This window comes from Erwinia sp. HDF1-3R (assembly GCF_039621855.1).
Taxonomy (GTDB): domain Bacteria; phylum Pseudomonadota; class Gammaproteobacteria; order Enterobacterales; family Enterobacteriaceae; genus Erwinia.
This window is the reverse complement of record NZ_CP155071.1, coordinates 3,039,317-3,053,929: the sequence shown is the minus strand read 5'-3', so window position 1 is coordinate 3,053,929 and position 14,613 is coordinate 3,039,317. Positions and strand designations below refer to the sequence as shown.

At 49.6% G+C, this 14,613-nt stretch carries 12 protein-coding genes and 2 pseudogenes; 10 read left to right on the top strand and 4 right to left on the bottom strand.

Features of this window, described 5'->3' with window-relative positions:
* Nucleotides 1-74: 74 nt before the first annotated feature.
* The 8 genes from AAGR22_RS13970 (at nt 75) to AAGR22_RS13935 (ending at nt 10,277) form a co-directional block, all read left to right on the top strand.
* Complete coding sequence (locus AAGR22_RS13970; protein ID WP_345828057.1) at nt 75-1,604, top strand: secretin N-terminal domain-containing protein; 1,530 nt, start codon at nt 75-77, stop codon at nt 1,602-1,604.
* A gap of 2 nt (nt 1,605-1,606) precedes the next feature.
* Nucleotides 1,607-2,083: a type II secretion system protein gene (locus AAGR22_RS13965; protein WP_345828056.1), complete on the top strand. Its 477-nt coding sequence runs from the start codon at nt 1,607-1,609 to the stop codon at nt 2,081-2,083.
* Nucleotides 2,070-2,432 carry a prepilin-type N-terminal cleavage/methylation domain-containing protein gene (locus AAGR22_RS13960; protein ID WP_345828055.1) on the top strand — a complete coding sequence of 121 codons (363 nt, stop codon included), beginning with the start codon at nt 2,070-2,072 and terminating at the stop codon, nt 2,430-2,432. Before AAGR22_RS13965 ends, AAGR22_RS13960 begins: the two co-directional genes overlap by 14 nt.
* On the top strand, nt 2,419-2,943 hold the full coding sequence (locus AAGR22_RS13955; RefSeq protein ID WP_345828054.1) for a hypothetical protein: 525 nt from the start codon (nt 2,419-2,421) through the stop codon (nt 2,941-2,943). The genes AAGR22_RS13960 and AAGR22_RS13955 overlap by 14 nt, the downstream gene beginning before the upstream one ends.
* A gap of 47 nt (nt 2,944-2,990) precedes the next feature.
* Nucleotides 2,991-4,235, top strand: coding sequence for an MASE1 domain-containing protein (locus tag AAGR22_RS13950; protein WP_345828053.1), 1,245 nt, complete (start codon nt 2,991-2,993; stop codon nt 4,233-4,235).
* Nucleotides 4,236-4,822: 587 nt separating this feature from the next.
* The gene (locus AAGR22_RS13945; RefSeq protein ID WP_345828052.1) at nt 4,823-5,437 is read left to right on the top strand and encodes a response regulator; all 615 of its coding nucleotides are present in this window, start codon (nt 4,823-4,825) and stop codon (nt 5,435-5,437) included.
* A gap of 152 nt (nt 5,438-5,589) precedes the next feature.
* Entirely contained in the window at nt 5,590-8,853 is a 3,264-nt protein-coding gene (locus tag AAGR22_RS13940; protein WP_345828051.1) for an ATP-binding protein, read from the top strand.
* A gap of 224 nt (nt 8,854-9,077) precedes the next feature.
* A complete protein-coding gene (locus tag AAGR22_RS13935) occupies nt 9,078-10,277 on the top strand; it encodes a lytic polysaccharide monooxygenase (RefSeq protein WP_345828050.1) in 1,200 nt (399 codons plus the stop codon).
* Nucleotides 10,278-10,460: 183 nt separating this feature from the next.
* Here the strand turns inward: AAGR22_RS13935 and AAGR22_RS13930 are convergent.
* The 4 genes and pseudogenes from AAGR22_RS13930 to AAGR22_RS13915 form a co-directional block, all read right to left on the bottom strand.
* Nucleotides 10,461-10,550, bottom strand: a pseudogene (locus AAGR22_RS13930) (hypothetical protein); the annotation flags it as partial.
* A 13-nt stretch (nt 10,551-10,563) separates the two neighbouring features.
* A pseudogene (locus AAGR22_RS13925) lies at nt 10,564-10,996 on the bottom strand (transposase); the annotation flags it as partial.
* A gap of 75 nt (nt 10,997-11,071) precedes the next feature.
* Nucleotides 11,072-11,725 carry a LysE family translocator gene (locus AAGR22_RS13920; protein ID WP_345828049.1) on the bottom strand — a complete coding sequence of 218 codons (654 nt, stop codon included), beginning with the start codon at nt 11,723-11,725 and terminating at the stop codon, nt 11,072-11,074.
* A gap of 78 nt (nt 11,726-11,803) precedes the next feature.
* Nucleotides 11,804-12,652, bottom strand: a complete 849-nt coding sequence (locus AAGR22_RS13915) for an AraC family transcriptional regulator (RefSeq protein WP_345831609.1) — start codon at nt 12,650-12,652, stop codon at nt 11,804-11,806.
* Nucleotides 12,653-12,825: 173 nt separating this feature from the next.
* Here AAGR22_RS13915 and AAGR22_RS13910 point away from each other — a divergent pair, with 173 nt between their 5' ends.
* Together AAGR22_RS13910 and AAGR22_RS13905 are read left to right on the top strand one after the other, a co-directional pair.
* The gene (locus AAGR22_RS13910) at nt 12,826-13,254 is read left to right on the top strand and encodes a glutathione peroxidase (RefSeq protein WP_345831608.1); all 429 of its coding nucleotides are present in this window, start codon (nt 12,826-12,828) and stop codon (nt 13,252-13,254) included.
* Between the two features lie 331 nt (nt 13,255-13,585).
* Nucleotides 13,586-14,488: a DMT family transporter gene (locus AAGR22_RS13905; RefSeq protein WP_345831607.1), complete on the top strand. Its 903-nt coding sequence runs from the start codon at nt 13,586-13,588 to the stop codon at nt 14,486-14,488.
* The last annotated feature ends 125 nt before the right edge of the window (nt 14,489-14,613 follow it).

The following is a 14,613-nucleotide window of genomic DNA, read 5'->3' as shown; positions in this document are numbered from 1 at the left end:
ATGACGCGCTGACTTATCAACAGGGAAATCTGCGGGCGCTACAGGGTTTACAAAAGGTAGACGCCTGGCGGGCGTTGGATACGATTTATCAGCAGGCGACGGCGCTTACTGCGACCGATCCTGAACAGGCTCTTAAAAAGGTGCAGCAAATCCTGACGGAAAGCCCGAGATGGCCCCAGGCCGTGGCACTGCGCGATTATCTGCTGCGTGAAATTGCAGTACAAAATCAGCCGGAAACAAAACTCAATCGCGAATTACGAAAACCTGTTTCGCTGAATTTCCGTCAGCACAACCTGATGGCCATTTTTGATACCATCAGCCAGCTTACGGGGGTGAATATCATATATGATAAAGATGTGCCAGCCTCAACCACGGCTAGTCTGGTTGCCAGACATACTACGGCCGAGGATGCGTTGAATTTACTACTGCTTTCTAATGGATTACGTAAAAAAGTATTGAATGCTAATACGCTGCTGGTCTATCCCGCAACGGCTCAGAAAGAGAGAGTATACCGTGACATCGTAGTGAAAACGTTTTTCCTTGGGTACGCTAAAGCCAAAGACGTGAATGTCGCATTACGCAATATGGTGAAGCTGAAAGATATCCACGTTGATGAGCGTACCAACTCTGTTACCATTCGCGGTTCAAATGAAAGCGTGGAAAAAGCCGAGCGCCTCCTGATGACACTGGATCGCCCTGAAGCTGAAGTGACACTGGCGGTGGAAGTACTGGAAGTAAATGAGAAAGATGTTGAGAAGCTTGGTATTAATTATCCAGGGCGTATTGGGGTAGGCTTTAATGGTCTGGAAGGTGCAAAAGAGAATATTGCCCTGAACGCGTTTAACGGCGGCAATATGTTCGTCAATCTGGGGGCCGGACAAGGGATCAGCGCTGACATGCAGAAAATTCGTGACAATGCGAAAGTGCTGGCGAACCCCCGCATTCGGGTAAAAAACAATAAAAAAGCACTGATTGATATTGGTGAGCGTATTCCAGTACTCACCAGTACTCTATCAGAAGGTTTTTCTCAGGAGAAAGTCGAGTACCAGGATGTGGGGCTTAAACTTGAAGTCACGCCGGAAATTAGCGTTGATGGTGCCATTTCTATGGATGTGAAATTCGATCTCAGTACTGTCGGAAGTGCAGAAAAATCTAAAGACGGCGTGGCCTATTACCGTACTAATAAACGTGTAGCCAGCACCGTATTAAGCAGCCAGAACGGTGAAACACAAATGCTGGCGGGTCTGATTAAGCATGATGAAAAGAACAGCGCCAGCGGCTTACCTTACCTGAGTAATATACCGGGGCTGGGCCGACTGTTTGGTAGTAAAGAGAAAAGCCGCGAGCGCACGGAAGTCATATTGCTAATTACACCGGTGATTGAGAGAAATATTGATTTGCCTGGCAGCCATATTAGTACGATCGACATGGGCACGGACGATATGCAGGGCGATACGGGATTTCAACTGCGCGGCATGGAAAAAATGAGCACGGAGGGCATCTTTGAAATTCCCCCCCTTGCACCGCCCGCGCAGTTCCCGGCAAAAGTAAGCGCGCTTCCACCTCCGCTAATCAGTCGCGACATGTTGCGCAATAAGGAGTAATGATGATGCGCGGGCAACAGGGTTTTACGCTGATTGAGATGATGGTCACGCTGGCGTTGCTCGCCACGTTAGCAGCTGCGGCGTTACCGATGGTGCATCGGCACCAGCTACAGCGTGATGAAAACGTATTGCGCGAATCCTTACGCAATATTCGCATTGCAGTAGACCGTTATGCACAGGCGAGTGAGGCGGGGCGGATTGATAAAGAGGTAAATGCGTCAGGTTATCCGCGCACGCTTCAGGAGTTGGTTGACGGGGTGGTGGATAAAACGTCACCCACGAAAAAAAAGATCTATTTTTTACGTCAAATCCCGCGCGATCCTTTTTGTCAGTGCGAAGGCAAACCGGATGCTGAAACCTGGCAATTACGTGCATCGAGCCAGCCTCCGGATGAGTTCACTGGAGGAAAGGATGTTTATGATATCCGATCCAGTAGCAACGCTATCGGACTGAATGGAGTACCCTATGCGAAATGGTGAAAAAGGGTTTACTCTTATAGAGTTAATGGTTGTGATGGCGATTATTGCCACGCTTATGACGCTGGTCGCACCGCGCTTTTTCAGGCAAACCGAGCGGGCTAAAGTGGTCGTGGTGGAGCATAACCTGCATACAATGCGTGCGGCGCTGGACAGTTTTCGTCACGACCGTCTGGCCGGACCACAGCATCTTGAAGAGCTGGTCGCTGAAGGGTATCTGCGTGAGTTACCGTTAGACCCGCTGGCTAATCGCCGTGACAACTGGCAGACCATTACGGATGAAGCCGGGCAGATCATTGATGTCACCTCACCCTCCTTGCAGCCAAAGCAGGAAGAGCATGATGACTGGTAATACGACATGCTCAGCTCCGGAGCATTCAGGGCAGGGCGGGTTCACCTACGTGCTGCTGCTGCTGGCCCTGACCGTGCTGGCATTATCACTGCTTAAAAGTCATGACGGGGTAAAGTTACACTATCGTCAGCAGCAGGAGGCGGAGCTGCTTTTTCGTGGGGAACAAATTCGTGAGGCGATTAAACAGTACAGGATTGCGGGAGGCGCAAAAGGCTGCTTTCCCGGAGGCTTTGAAGATTTACTGAACGATTTTCGCGGCGGTAAGATCCGCTATCATCTGCGGCAGTGGTATATCGACCCTTTAACGGGTCAAAAGCAATGGGGAATGAAGTTCGATGACCAGCGGCGCTGGATTGGTGTTTATAGCAGGGGAGAAGGAAAACCGCTGCGCAAAGAAGGATTTACTCACGATGCGGAGAGATTCAAAAAGGCCAGACACTATCGTGAATGGATTTTTGCCGTAGAAACAGATCCAGGCGCACCGCTGCCAGAAGCCTGCAATAAACGTTAAGGTGTCGCTATGTCGGCCTGTGATAATCGCCAAAAGGTGAGAATGGTATGGTGAAATTTACTCTTCAATGGCTGGCCTTTTGTCTGCTATGGAGTGGGCTTGCCATGCTTAGCCTGGACAGCCGCGACCCCTGGAGTTTTTCAACCACCAGTTGGCTGGCAGGGGGGATTCTTTTTGGAACGTTACTCTTAAGCCGAATGCGTACGTGGCCGCTCTGGCTGGTGACGTCAATGGTGCTGCATATACTCTGTGGTTTTTATATAGGACGGCCGCTACCGCTCGCAGCGCTGTTCGCCGTTTTCGATGGATTAAGTATTCCATTTTGCGCAATAGCCTTCCTCGTGCTGGACCGCTTCTGGCCAGAGCAGGAGCGGGTCAGACCGCTATTTTTTTCACTGCTGGAAAATGGTGTGCTAATCGTCCTGACCTTTAGCGCGGGCACCCTGTTAACCCTTTGCCTCCAATACAGTAATTACGATATTGAGCCTCTGCATCTCGTCTCCTGGTCTCTGGCATTGCTGACAGGTTGTCTGGCGTTCTGGCCGCTAGCCTGGACGATTAAAAAGATCTCGCAGCCAGACTGGGGCGAATTATGGCGCAAAGAAAAAATCATTCTGATTATAAATACTGCCTTAATTTTCGCTCTGTTTAGCCAGAATTTTAGCGCCCCCAAGGCTATTATTTCGGGATTCAACCCTATCTATCTGCTACTAACCAGCCTGCTACTGTCGGCACTGTGCCTTAATGGGCGTACGCTAGGAATATTGCTTGTCATGCATTATGTTGTGGCCATCAAGGGCACTCTGGAGGGGCTGGGACCCTTTGTCAGATCTCATGATACGGTCTCCTCTGCAACCTGGGGGATATGGAATGTGCAATGGTATGTGGCTTTCACATCGTCGCTGGCATTTATCCTGTATCGTTTCGCAGAAAAATATCGCCTGCAGCAGAAGAGGCAAGCGGGCAGGGAACAGCTTGAGGTAGCGTTATCGGTTGCAGCAACGCAGATCTCTTTTCGCCTTATCTTGCCAGAAAGAAAGCTGACATGGGTTGGCCCCATCAGCCACTTTTTTGGACATGATTTCCCTGTAGTGACGTTGGCGCTGCTTGAAGCGGGCTGTAAATCTCCCTTTATTGAAGAGTTCGAAAGCTGGTTACGGAGTGGACAGCATGAATTATTTCGCCAGCACATAATGGTATTGAAGAGCGACGAAAGCATACCCTGTCTATTGGTGATTACACCTGAGTTACCTGATAATACGATGTCAGGCAGCATAGCCGTTTTGGCCTGATAACTGTCATTTTAGCAAAAAGGTGTCGCAATTTTTTCTGCATGATTCTTCATTTATACACACCCGAAATGACCCCTCTTATTCTTTCATCACTAATAAGAAGTGCTCATTTCTTTTAAAATTATCACGATTTTTTTCAAAAAATAAATTTTAGCGACTGTAGAATAGTCGATGTTGGCTGATGAATGCAGTTGATTCTTAATGAGTGTTGCATTTTTCTTATTTTTGTCAAAGTACTCCAGTTTGTGGTGTTATGGCGATATCGATATCATATGCCTGTTTTCTAAGATCGATATCATAAAGATAATGTTTGTGACATTCTGCACTTACTCTCAAATGGGTAGCTGGCTTTAGCTGGAGTTTCGTAGTTTCAATGTGAATTATTTATGATTTGTTCATCATTTTCATAATGTTTACCCCCCTCTCTGACAGAAAATGGTTAATGATGATCAATGACAACTGGATAGCCATGTGTGAAAAAAAAGTAATTCAGCTTCGTATGTTGTACTGCACATAGCCTCAGTTCGAGGTATAGTAAGCCCTTTTCCCCATCAAAATTCGCGGGGTTACGCCCTCGGGAGAGGAAAATGGCAAAAACGATTCTTATTGCAGACGATCATCCTGTTTACCTGTTAGGTTTACGTACGCTGATACAGTCTCAGGCTGAAAAATATGAAATAATTCATGAAGCCGTTACAGCGGATGAAGTCATCATTAAGCTGACTTCACTGCCTGTCGATGTGGTCATTACGGATCTCAGTATGCCGGGTCAGGTGCATTCCGATGGGCTGGCGCTTATTCAGTATATTAAACGTCGCTGGCCTGAAAGTACTGTTATCGTCATTACTATGATAACCAATCCGGGCATACAAAACTCGCTAGCCCGGTTGGGAGTAGAGGCGGTACTGAATAAAAACAGTCTTTCAGTCGATCTTTTGCAAACGCTAAAATCCCTCTTCTCATCGCCGGTGCGTCGGGCTGTTCAAACGGTTCCCGGCAATCTGGCCGTTACGTTATCGCCAAAAGAAACCGAGGTGCTTCGCTTACTATTGCGTGGGCTTACGGTCAATGAGATTAGCGCGCAGCTGAAACGGACCAAGCAAACGGTAAGCGCTCAAAAAACCAGTGCCATGCGTAAGTTTGGCGTGACTACTGAATTCGAACTTTACCAATATGCGCAGCAGATGGGGCTAAATAGCTGATGAGACGGTCAGGTAACAGTGAGCGGTGCTTATTTTTACCTCTTATGCTTAGCCTGCTATTTACTCTTTTCTGTGGGCAATTGCATGCAGAACTTCGAATTGGCCTTTTAAGCCACAGCCCGCCTTTGTATGCAGCCCCACCGGGACGCAGTGTGCTCACCGATGAAACATCATTACTCTGGAATGAATCCTCCACGCCAACGACGCTTATTCCATTTTCTTCTCGCCTCGAAGCGCTGGAAGGACTGGAAACGAAAAAAGTTGATGCAGTGATTAGCGCTGAGAGTTTTGATGACAATGGAATGAAAGCAACCGCGGCACTAATGACATTCCAGCTTTGCCTGCTGGGCACGCAACGGCTGGATCAACCTCTATTGGTGATACCGGAAGTTCCTGACTATCTGCGCACGGCATTAAGTCGCCAATCTCCGCTGCCAGTGGTTGGAGAGAATTCGCTTTATGATAACCTTCGGCACATGATGCGCAATGAAGCGAGTGGGGTTGTCGCGCCCTGTTTCATGACCGAGCAATTTATGCGTCGTGCCCCCCTGTCCGCTTTTTCGAGTACCGTTTTGTCGGATCTGCCAGGTATGAGCTATCGCGCGTGGGTATTACCCTCGCGCCCTAAGCTCGTAGCTGAAATTAATCGCCTTATCAGCCATCTCGATAAGCGAGATGTTCGTGGTTTAGAGCAGCGTTGGGGACTTCCGACAGGGAGTATTGCCGATCAACATACCTGGATGGACGGTAAAAACACCGGAACACTTGCTTTACGTATTGCCCTGGTAAATGGGCATCCGCCGTTAGTTATCACCGACGTTGAAGGCAGTGTTAGCGGCGTCTGGCGTGAATTTTTAAACGCGCTATTTCCCTCCACGATTTTTTCACTGCAGCTGGTTAATGTTGATAGTAAACAGCAGGCAGAAAAATGGCTGAGAGAGCAGCGCATCGATCTCATCATGGGCGACACGGCATTCTTGCCAGAAAATGATCACCACTATATTTTTGATAATCAGATACTGGGGCTGGTTAGTTTGAGTAGAAATCCACTTAAAGGCGATCTCCCTTCTTTACGTAATAAAAGAATTGCTGTTGTTCGTAACGCGCCACTCTCGCCATTACTGAATAAAATCCTGCCAGCTGGGGGCATTCTGATGGTTGAGGATATTTCTCATGGCCTGGCATTGATCGAGGCGGGTGGGGCAGATGGTATGATTGCTGATGCATTCAGCCTGAACTATGACCTGCGCCGTTATAACAGTACGAATCTTGTCCTTAATGGTGTTGATTTACCTGAAGTACCCTTGTGGTTTGTGTTACCTCAGGGTAATTCTGCGCTCCATGAGCGTATCAGCGATATTCTTGAAGGGGTCACAGCAGATAATATTTTGACGTATAAATCCCACTGGCTTGCTGCCAGTCAGCAGGAGGAAAACAGTCGCACAACACTCTGGCTGATACTTTCGGGGGGTATAACGGTCTTTGCCGTGATACTGGCAATAGTCATCGTTGCCAGGCATTTTATCCGCCAACGGCAGATCGAACAGACTCACAGGCAGCTTAGTGATGCATTGAGTCTTTGGCAGGCGTTACTCAATAACGCCCCGGTTCCGCTTTTTGTGTGCGACCCGGCTGGCAGAGTAGTACGCTTCAATCAGGCGTTCGCCAACTCTTCTATTGTGGAGGCGGATATTAAAGCCGGCACGCTCTTGCCTGGCGAAGCGGGCCAGCCGCTGGCTGAATGGCTTGATCTCCCAACGCGAATGGCCACGCTTTACGAATCTAAACCCCGTGTTGATGAGATAACCCTTACTCATTTGCCTCACCCTGTCACATTATTCCGCTGGCTGGCACGATATACCGACAGTGATGGTGTTCCTCAGGGTATGGTGGGCGGATGGATTGATATCAGTGATAAGGCTGAGCTGGAGACAGCGCTAAACCTGTCGCTGGCTCAGGCAGAGAAAGCGAGTGAAGAGAAAAGCGTCTTTCTGGCGCGTATGAGTCATGATATCCGCACACCATTGAATGTTATTTTGGGCCTGCTGGATATTGAACGTGAGGTTCATCCCTCGCTTGAGCTTGCCTGGCAGGCCTCAGTCACCCTACGCGATCTGGTGGGTGAAATTCTGGATCTCTCGCGTATTGAGGCAGGAGAATTGCAACTTCAGCCAGACGTGCACAATCTCAATCAATTTCTATCCGCTACCGATGCTATTTTTAACGCGAGTGCTCAGGCTAAAGGGCTACTGTGGCATAGAGAAATTCAGGTAGCGGAGAATACATTTTGCCAGTTCGATCACGTACGCCTGAATCAGGTCCTCGCCAATTTATTAGGTAATGCTATCAAATATACCGAGAAAGGCAGTGTGACGTTCCAGGCCCGCTATGTGGCGCGAAATCTTCACCTGACCATTATCGATACCGGAATTGGTATTCCTCCCGAAAGGTACGAAAACATTTTCCAGCCCTGGTTCCAGCTGGATGCGAACACGCCATACAGCAGTGGGTTGGGGCTGGCTATCTGCAGGCAGTTAATTACTCTGATGCAGGGCACGCTGGAAGTGAAGAGTGAGCCGGGTAAGGGGACGCGTGTAATGCTTTGCCTGCCGCTGGATACGAGCACGCCACCACGGGCCGCGATAACAGAAAAGGGAGAGGCCCGGTCAGATGCACTTACCGGATATCGTGTCATCCTTGTGGATGATTTCCCACCCAACCTTACAGTAATGAGCATGCAGCTTATCCGATTGGGCCATCAGGTCACCGCATGTTCAACGCCAACAGAGGCGCTTGATTTTCTGCGTTATAATCAGGCCGATGTGCTGATAACGGACAGTCAGATGCCAGAAATGGACGGCTATAAACTGGTAGAAAAGCTGATACTGCAAAGCCTGACTGGCGATATCCACTGTCCGGTATTACTGCTGGGATGTACGGCAAATGCTCTGCGTCGCGAAGAGGAGCGTGCGCTCCATGCCGGAATGGATGCTCTGTTGCGCAAACCGCTAAGTGAAGATCGTTTACATCAGGCGCTGTCCCGTTTCCCCCAAGTGGCACGCGAAGAAGCTGATTTACAGGAAATTTACGCACTGGCGGGCCAGCAGCAGGAGATGGTTGAACTGATGTTGCAGCAGCTTATCCATTCGCTGGATGAGGATCTTGAGCAACTTTGCGCCACGCCCGCTGATACTGAAAGCATGGCGCGAGTCGCTCATCGGTTAAAAGCATCCTGGAGTCTTCTGCAGCTGCATCGTGCAGAACGTTATTGTCTCGCGATAGAGAAGCTTCCTTCTATGCTGGCAGCGGGTGAAGTTGACGCAGGTGAAGTACCACGAATACTCACCCACTTTATTGCAGAAATGCGCCACTCTCAGAGGCAATTGCTAAATTCTGACAGGATGAAAGACGCGTAAAAAATCTTAACTTCAGCCAGGTAACATTCACTCCGATATTCTTAACACCCTGTAGATAATCCTTATCTCATTTGATTCCGCAATATTACACTCTAGTCACGTGGCATAAAACATGCTCACTTCAGGTGACTGTGCTGTATAAGCTGATTATTGAAAGTTAGTCAGATGGTCAGTTTGCAATCCTAACCCTGAATAATTTTATAACTGCCAGGATCATAAGATTTATGAAGCTGAATAAAATTGCTATCGCTATTGCCTCACTCGTGGTAAGTAGTGCGGCCTGGTCGCACGGTTTTGTGATGGATCCACCTTCCCGCGCTTTGCTTTGCGATAAAATCACAATGCATAATCCAGGTTATGCGGGCGAAAAAAATAAAAACTGTGGCAATATTCAATATGAGCCTCAGAGCCTGGAAGCTCCGAAAGGTTATCCGGCGTCGGGTCCAAAAGATGGCCAAATTGGTAGCGCGAATAATACTCGTGGGCCTGAGCTGGATGCCGCAGGGAAAGATCGCTGGGTTAAAACAGAAATTTCTGCGGGCAAAAACCAGTTTCACTGGTATTTTACCGCGCCACATCCTACCACTAAATATGAGTATTTCATCACTAAAAATAACTGGAATCCTGAGCAGCCTCTGACACGAGCGAGTTTTGAAAATAAACCTTTCTGTACTATTCAGGCTGACGGCAGCCGCCCTGGTGCGGGAGCATCTGTAACCCATATCTGTGATGTGCCAGAGCGTGAGGGTTATCAGGAAATTCTGGCGGTCTGGACCGTTGATGATACCTCTAATGCGTTTTACAATGTTATCGATGTGGAGTTCGCTGGTCATAATACGCCTGATGAATCCACTCCGGATGTACCAACACCGGATGAAACATTACCAGCACCACCGCCTGTAGAGCCACCATTAAATGACGATGAGGAGGTTGTCAACGCAGCACCCGCTATCCATATTGTTCAGGATCACCTGGCTGTGAATAAGTCTTCAATTAACGCAGGCTATGAAATGGATGCCTCTGGGACTCAGGGTGCGACACTGTATAAATGGGAACGTGTTGAAGGTACTGCTGAATTCCAGTTACAGTCAAAACAGGGATCGCCAACTCACACCAGCCCGCAGATCGGCAAAGAGCTGAAAACCATGCGCGCCTGGGTAAAAGCTGGCGCTACAGGTAAAGCTAAATATCGTTTGACTGCAAGCAATGCTCATGGGAGTACGACGAAGTATATTACCATTGAAGTAAAAGATAATGATGTTGCACAAGACTCATCCGTGCCTGCTTTTGCCGCTAATACCGCTTACAGTATTGGCGACAAAGTAAGTTATAAAGGCCATATCTATATTTGCCTGAACGTTCACACTGGCGCTAACCACTGGAGCCCAGATGTTGCCGTCTCACTATGGAAAATGGTGAAATAGGAATATAAGAAATTATATTTGCGGCCTCCGGCAGGGAGGCTGCAAAATTTCCATTGTATTTGCCTCCTCATTTTTAATTTTGGTGATGACTCCAATCAGGAGTAAATGTATTTTCGATAAAGGATCCGATCGCTGTTTCATGCAATTCTACAGAATGTAAGAAGCAAATGGCTTTACCACTTTTCGGGGCATTATGGAAGTATCCATACCGCTAAAGCATGAGCGCCACTGATAGAAACTGGCATTGCTTATGTCATATTCGCGGCACAATTCAGTTGACCTGCCTCACACAGATCCCCAGGCATTCGCGAGTGTACAGGTCGTTAACCATCAGCAGGCGCAGTCGTCGTCCGTCAAACAGCGCATCAGAGACAAAATCCATGCCCCAGACGTGATTCGGATACAGGCCCTGAGGCTGAGCTTGTCGGCGCTGTGCTGATTTATTGCGGCGTGGCCGTTTAAGCCGCAGCAACAGCCCCTGTTTGCTATATAGCCGGTAAATCCTTTTGTGGTTATCGCGCCAGCCTTCCCGCCTGAGCATCACGTGTACGCGTATGTTTGAGTTCAGAAGGGGAAATTCCGCCGTATTTCTTACGCCACGTGTAAAAAGTGGCATCGGAGATACCGAGTTTGCGGCAGACGTCAGGTACGGACGTCCCCAGCCCGGCCTGCTTCAGGGCAAAGACAATCTGCTCTTCGGTGAATCGTGACTTTTTCATCGGCACCACCTCCGTTCAGGGGAGTGTTTATCATGCCGGAATTCTGTTTCTGAATGGATCAGGGTCAACTGATTTTCAAGCCAGTGCGATGACATTGACCACGATGACACTCAGCGCCACTCCAATAAGAATGACTCCTGAGATACGTTCCAGCCAGGGTAATAACTGCGAAAAGTATTGCAGTACCAGACGATTGCCAATGAAGAGAGCTATCAGTAAATCCCACAACAGCACGATGCTAAACATCCACACCCCATATAAGACCTTCAAACTCATCGTGGTATGAGAACCTTCAATCAGCGTAGCCAGGCTGACATAGAACAGTGCGTTTTTTGGATTGAGAATACCCGACAAAAAGCCCAGGCTGAATACACGGCAGAGACGCAATACATCGGCAGATTCTGTTATAACGTCATGGGTTTTAACATTATTTTCGGCGATGGGACTCGTGCCGGCGAAACGGATGAAAAGTATACCGAGATACAGTAAATAGGCACAGCCTGCGAGCTGAATGGCAACAAAGCTTATGCTGCCAGAGCGAAAAAGCGTAAGACCGCTGAAAGCAGCGAGAATAAACACACCGTTAGCTATCGCTATTCCGAGACAAGCTTGCGCTGCGTGACGCCAGCCAGCTTTGATTGATGTTCGGGCAACCAGAAAGAAATCCGGGCCGGGTGACAGTAGCGCCAGAAAATGCGCTGCTGCCACGATAAAAAATTGTTGCATCATGATATCACCCTTTTAAAAGATATATTTAACAGGGTGTAGATCTGGACCAGCGTTGTATTGAATAAAATTGCATTATTTTCAGGCCCGATAGCAGCCCGGCGTTACGCCAGTATAAGCCTTAAACACGCGCTGAAAGTGGCTTTGATCGGCAAAACCCAGTCGATAAGCAATATCGGTAATTTCATGCCCGGACTGAAGCCAGCGGCGTGCCTGATTAATGCGCACATTGAGTTGGTAAGAATGCGGTGTCATTCCGGTAGCAGCGCGAAACCCCCTGATGAGCTGATATCGACTCATGCCTGCGATATTTGCCAACTCTGCTAATGCCCACGGCTGCCGGTCAGTCTGTTGTAAAACATCGATAACGCTTTGTAGCGCCAACCTGACGCAAGGCGATAATACAGGAAATGTTTCCACCAGTTTAATGCCATAATCACAGTCGCCAATAAACTCTATCAACGCCGTATTTTTGTCTTCTGCACTGGACGTCGAAAACAGGGTGGTATTGAGTTCACAAAACCGGCCATACATATCTTCATTATCAAAGATTCGAATTTCACTTTCACTGATGAAGCCACATGGCGTGGGGCTTATTTCGGCCACTAAAGCAGTTAACCATGCAGCATCGAGATGCAGCATCTGGTAGCTCCAGCACCGGTCGGGCAATGGATTACAGGCATGAACGCAGCCGGCAGGAATGAAAACCATCATTCCCGGCCGTAAAGCGCAAGGGCCACCTGAGGCTCCTGAAAACGTGCTACCGCCTGCATCAACTGCGCCAATTGAAAAGGTCGGGTGACTGTGTGGTTTATAACACGCGCGGCTGTTACAGGCGCGACGACTTTCCACATAACCCGTAGTCGAGTCACGCCAGAAGTCTGCCTGGCTGGGGGAGGTGTTATTGTAACTGCAGTTGAGCAAATCCATAGAGACTGGAGCGGGCCTGATAAACATGTCTGCTTTCATCCTGATGAAAATTGACGTTATCATGCCAGCATGGCGTAAAGTCAAACACGTTGCCATTAATTAAAAAAGAGAAACCTGTGCTAACCACTTTTTATCAGCTTACCGCCACCAGCCCTGGCGGCCAGCTTATCTCTATGGTCGACTACGCTGGTAAGGTCGTTCTTGTAGTGAATACCGCCAGCCATTGTGGCTTCACGCCACAATACGGCGGCCTTGAAGCACTCTACAAGAAATACGCCGGCCAGGGTTTGGTAGTGCTTGGTTTCCCCTGCAACCAGTTCGGTAAGCAGGAACCGGGCGATGCCGACGAAATCGCGCAGACCTGTCACATTAACTTCGGTGTGAGCTTCCCGATGTTCGGGAAAGTAGAGGTCAACGGAGCCGCAGCGCACCCGGTGTTTCGTTATCTGAAAAACGAATTGCCCGGCGTGCTGGGTGGGCGGATCAAGTGGAACTTCACTAAGTTCCTGATCGGACGCGACGGTAAACCGCTCAGGCGTTTTGCACCGATCACCACCCCGGAGAAAATGGAAGCCGCCATCCTTGCTGCACTTGAAATCTAAGTTTTTCGGTAATTCGAACCTTTCATTCTGTAGGATAGGGATGTCTACCCTTGCTGGGGGTTACGGATCCGCCTGTGAAAAACTGCTCAGTGCGGCTCGGATCTTTTTTTACAACCATAGCCTCAAGGGTACCGGCATTGATGGCATCGTGAAACGCGCAGGTGTGGCCAATAAGAACCTGTACGGGCTGTGTTTGGTGCCTGCGGGGGCCAGGCAGCATCTCACGCGCCGGTCTGGAAGGTAACAGTGACTGTGTAACCCAGGCCGACGTCATAGCCGGTAAAATAATGGAGGCATACTGATAGTGGCATCAGGACAACAGTTGAGCGGCATGGCTGGCGTACTTGTCGCGGCAATTCTCTGGGGAACCACCGGTACCGCTGCCACCTATGCGCCCGACCTGAGCCCGCTGGCCGTGGGGGCGGTGGCGATGGGGGTTGGCGGGCTGCTTCAGGGGTTGATTGCCGCAACCACCATCATTCGTCAGCGCCGGCTGATTGCGCGGCACTGGCCTGGTTTGTTGACTGGCGCACTCTCGGTGGCTATCTATCCTCTCGCCTTCTATACCTCGATGCGCTATGCCGGGGTGACGGTTGGCACCGTTATCTCTATCGGCTCGGCGCCACTGTTGTCCGCGCTGATCGAGATCCGTCTTGACGGGCTGCGCCTGACAAAGCAGTGGGCGAGTGGTGCATTGGTTGGCGTAGCCGGAATGGCATTGCTGTGCATTGCAAAAAGCGGTGGCCACAGTTCAGGAAGCGGATCGGCGATGGCCGGCATTGCCCTCGGCCTGCTGGCTGGCTTCACCTATGCCCTTTACTCGTGGTCAGCCAGGCGATTAATGCAGGGCGGTGTGCGCCCACGCGCGGCGATGGGTGCCACGTTTGGGGCAGGTGGTCTGATGCTGATGCCCGTGTTGCTGATGACGGGCGCGCCGCTGCTGGCCGCCTGGAATAATGCCGCCACAGGAATTTACATGGCGCTGGTACCGATGTTTGTAGGGTATGTCTGCTATGGCTTCGGGCTGGCACGCATCCCGGCCAGCATGGCAACGACAATCACCCTGCTGGAACCGGTCATTGCTGCGCTGCTGGCGGTAATGCTGGTGGGAGAAAGGTTGCCGACGTATGGATGGGCCGGCGTTGCCCTGATAGTCGCCAGTCTGGCGGTGATCACCGCGCCTGCCGACATGCTGCGTTTCCTGTCCGGCAGATGCAAATCGGGCACTTATTAAGCGGCTAATAAGAAAACATAAAACAGATAAAGTGTTGATCGCTTCATGGTCAGGGAGTGGGGATAAACATTTCGATTCATCGTGAATTCACGGCCCGGATACATAATTTTGTGCCCAAAAAATTG

Bases quoted from the DNA above. Each gene is read 5' to 3' on its own strand.
- AAGR22_RS13910 (WP_345831608.1), top strand. From the start codon at position 12,826: ATGGTCGACTACGCTGGTAAGGTCGTTCTTGTAGTGAATACCGCCAGC.
- AAGR22_RS13965 (WP_345828056.1), top strand. From the start codon at position 1,607: ATGATGCGCGGGCAACAGGGTTTTACGCTGATTGAGATGATGGTCACG.
- AAGR22_RS13935 (WP_345828050.1), top strand. From the start codon at position 9,078: ATGAAGCTGAATAAAATTGCTATCGCTATTGCCTCACTCGTGGTAAGT.
- AAGR22_RS13960 (WP_345828055.1), top strand. From the start codon at position 2,070: ATGCGAAATGGTGAAAAAGGGTTTACTCTTATAGAGTTAATGGTTGTG.
- AAGR22_RS13950 (WP_345828053.1), top strand. From the start codon at position 2,991: ATGGTGAAATTTACTCTTCAATGGCTGGCCTTTTGTCTGCTATGGAGT.
- AAGR22_RS13915 (WP_345831609.1), bottom strand. From the start codon at position 12,652: ATGGATTTGCTCAACTGCAGTTACAATAACACCTCCCCCAGCCAGGCA.
- AAGR22_RS13955 (WP_345828054.1), top strand. From the start codon at position 2,419: ATGATGACTGGTAATACGACATGCTCAGCTCCGGAGCATTCAGGGCAG.
- AAGR22_RS13945 (WP_345828052.1), top strand. From the start codon at position 4,823: ATGGCAAAAACGATTCTTATTGCAGACGATCATCCTGTTTACCTGTTA.
- AAGR22_RS13905 (WP_345831607.1), top strand. From the start codon at position 13,586: ATGGCTGGCGTACTTGTCGCGGCAATTCTCTGGGGAACCACCGGTACC.
- AAGR22_RS13920 (WP_345828049.1), bottom strand. From the start codon at position 11,725: ATGATGCAACAATTTTTTATCGTGGCAGCAGCGCATTTTCTGGCGCTA.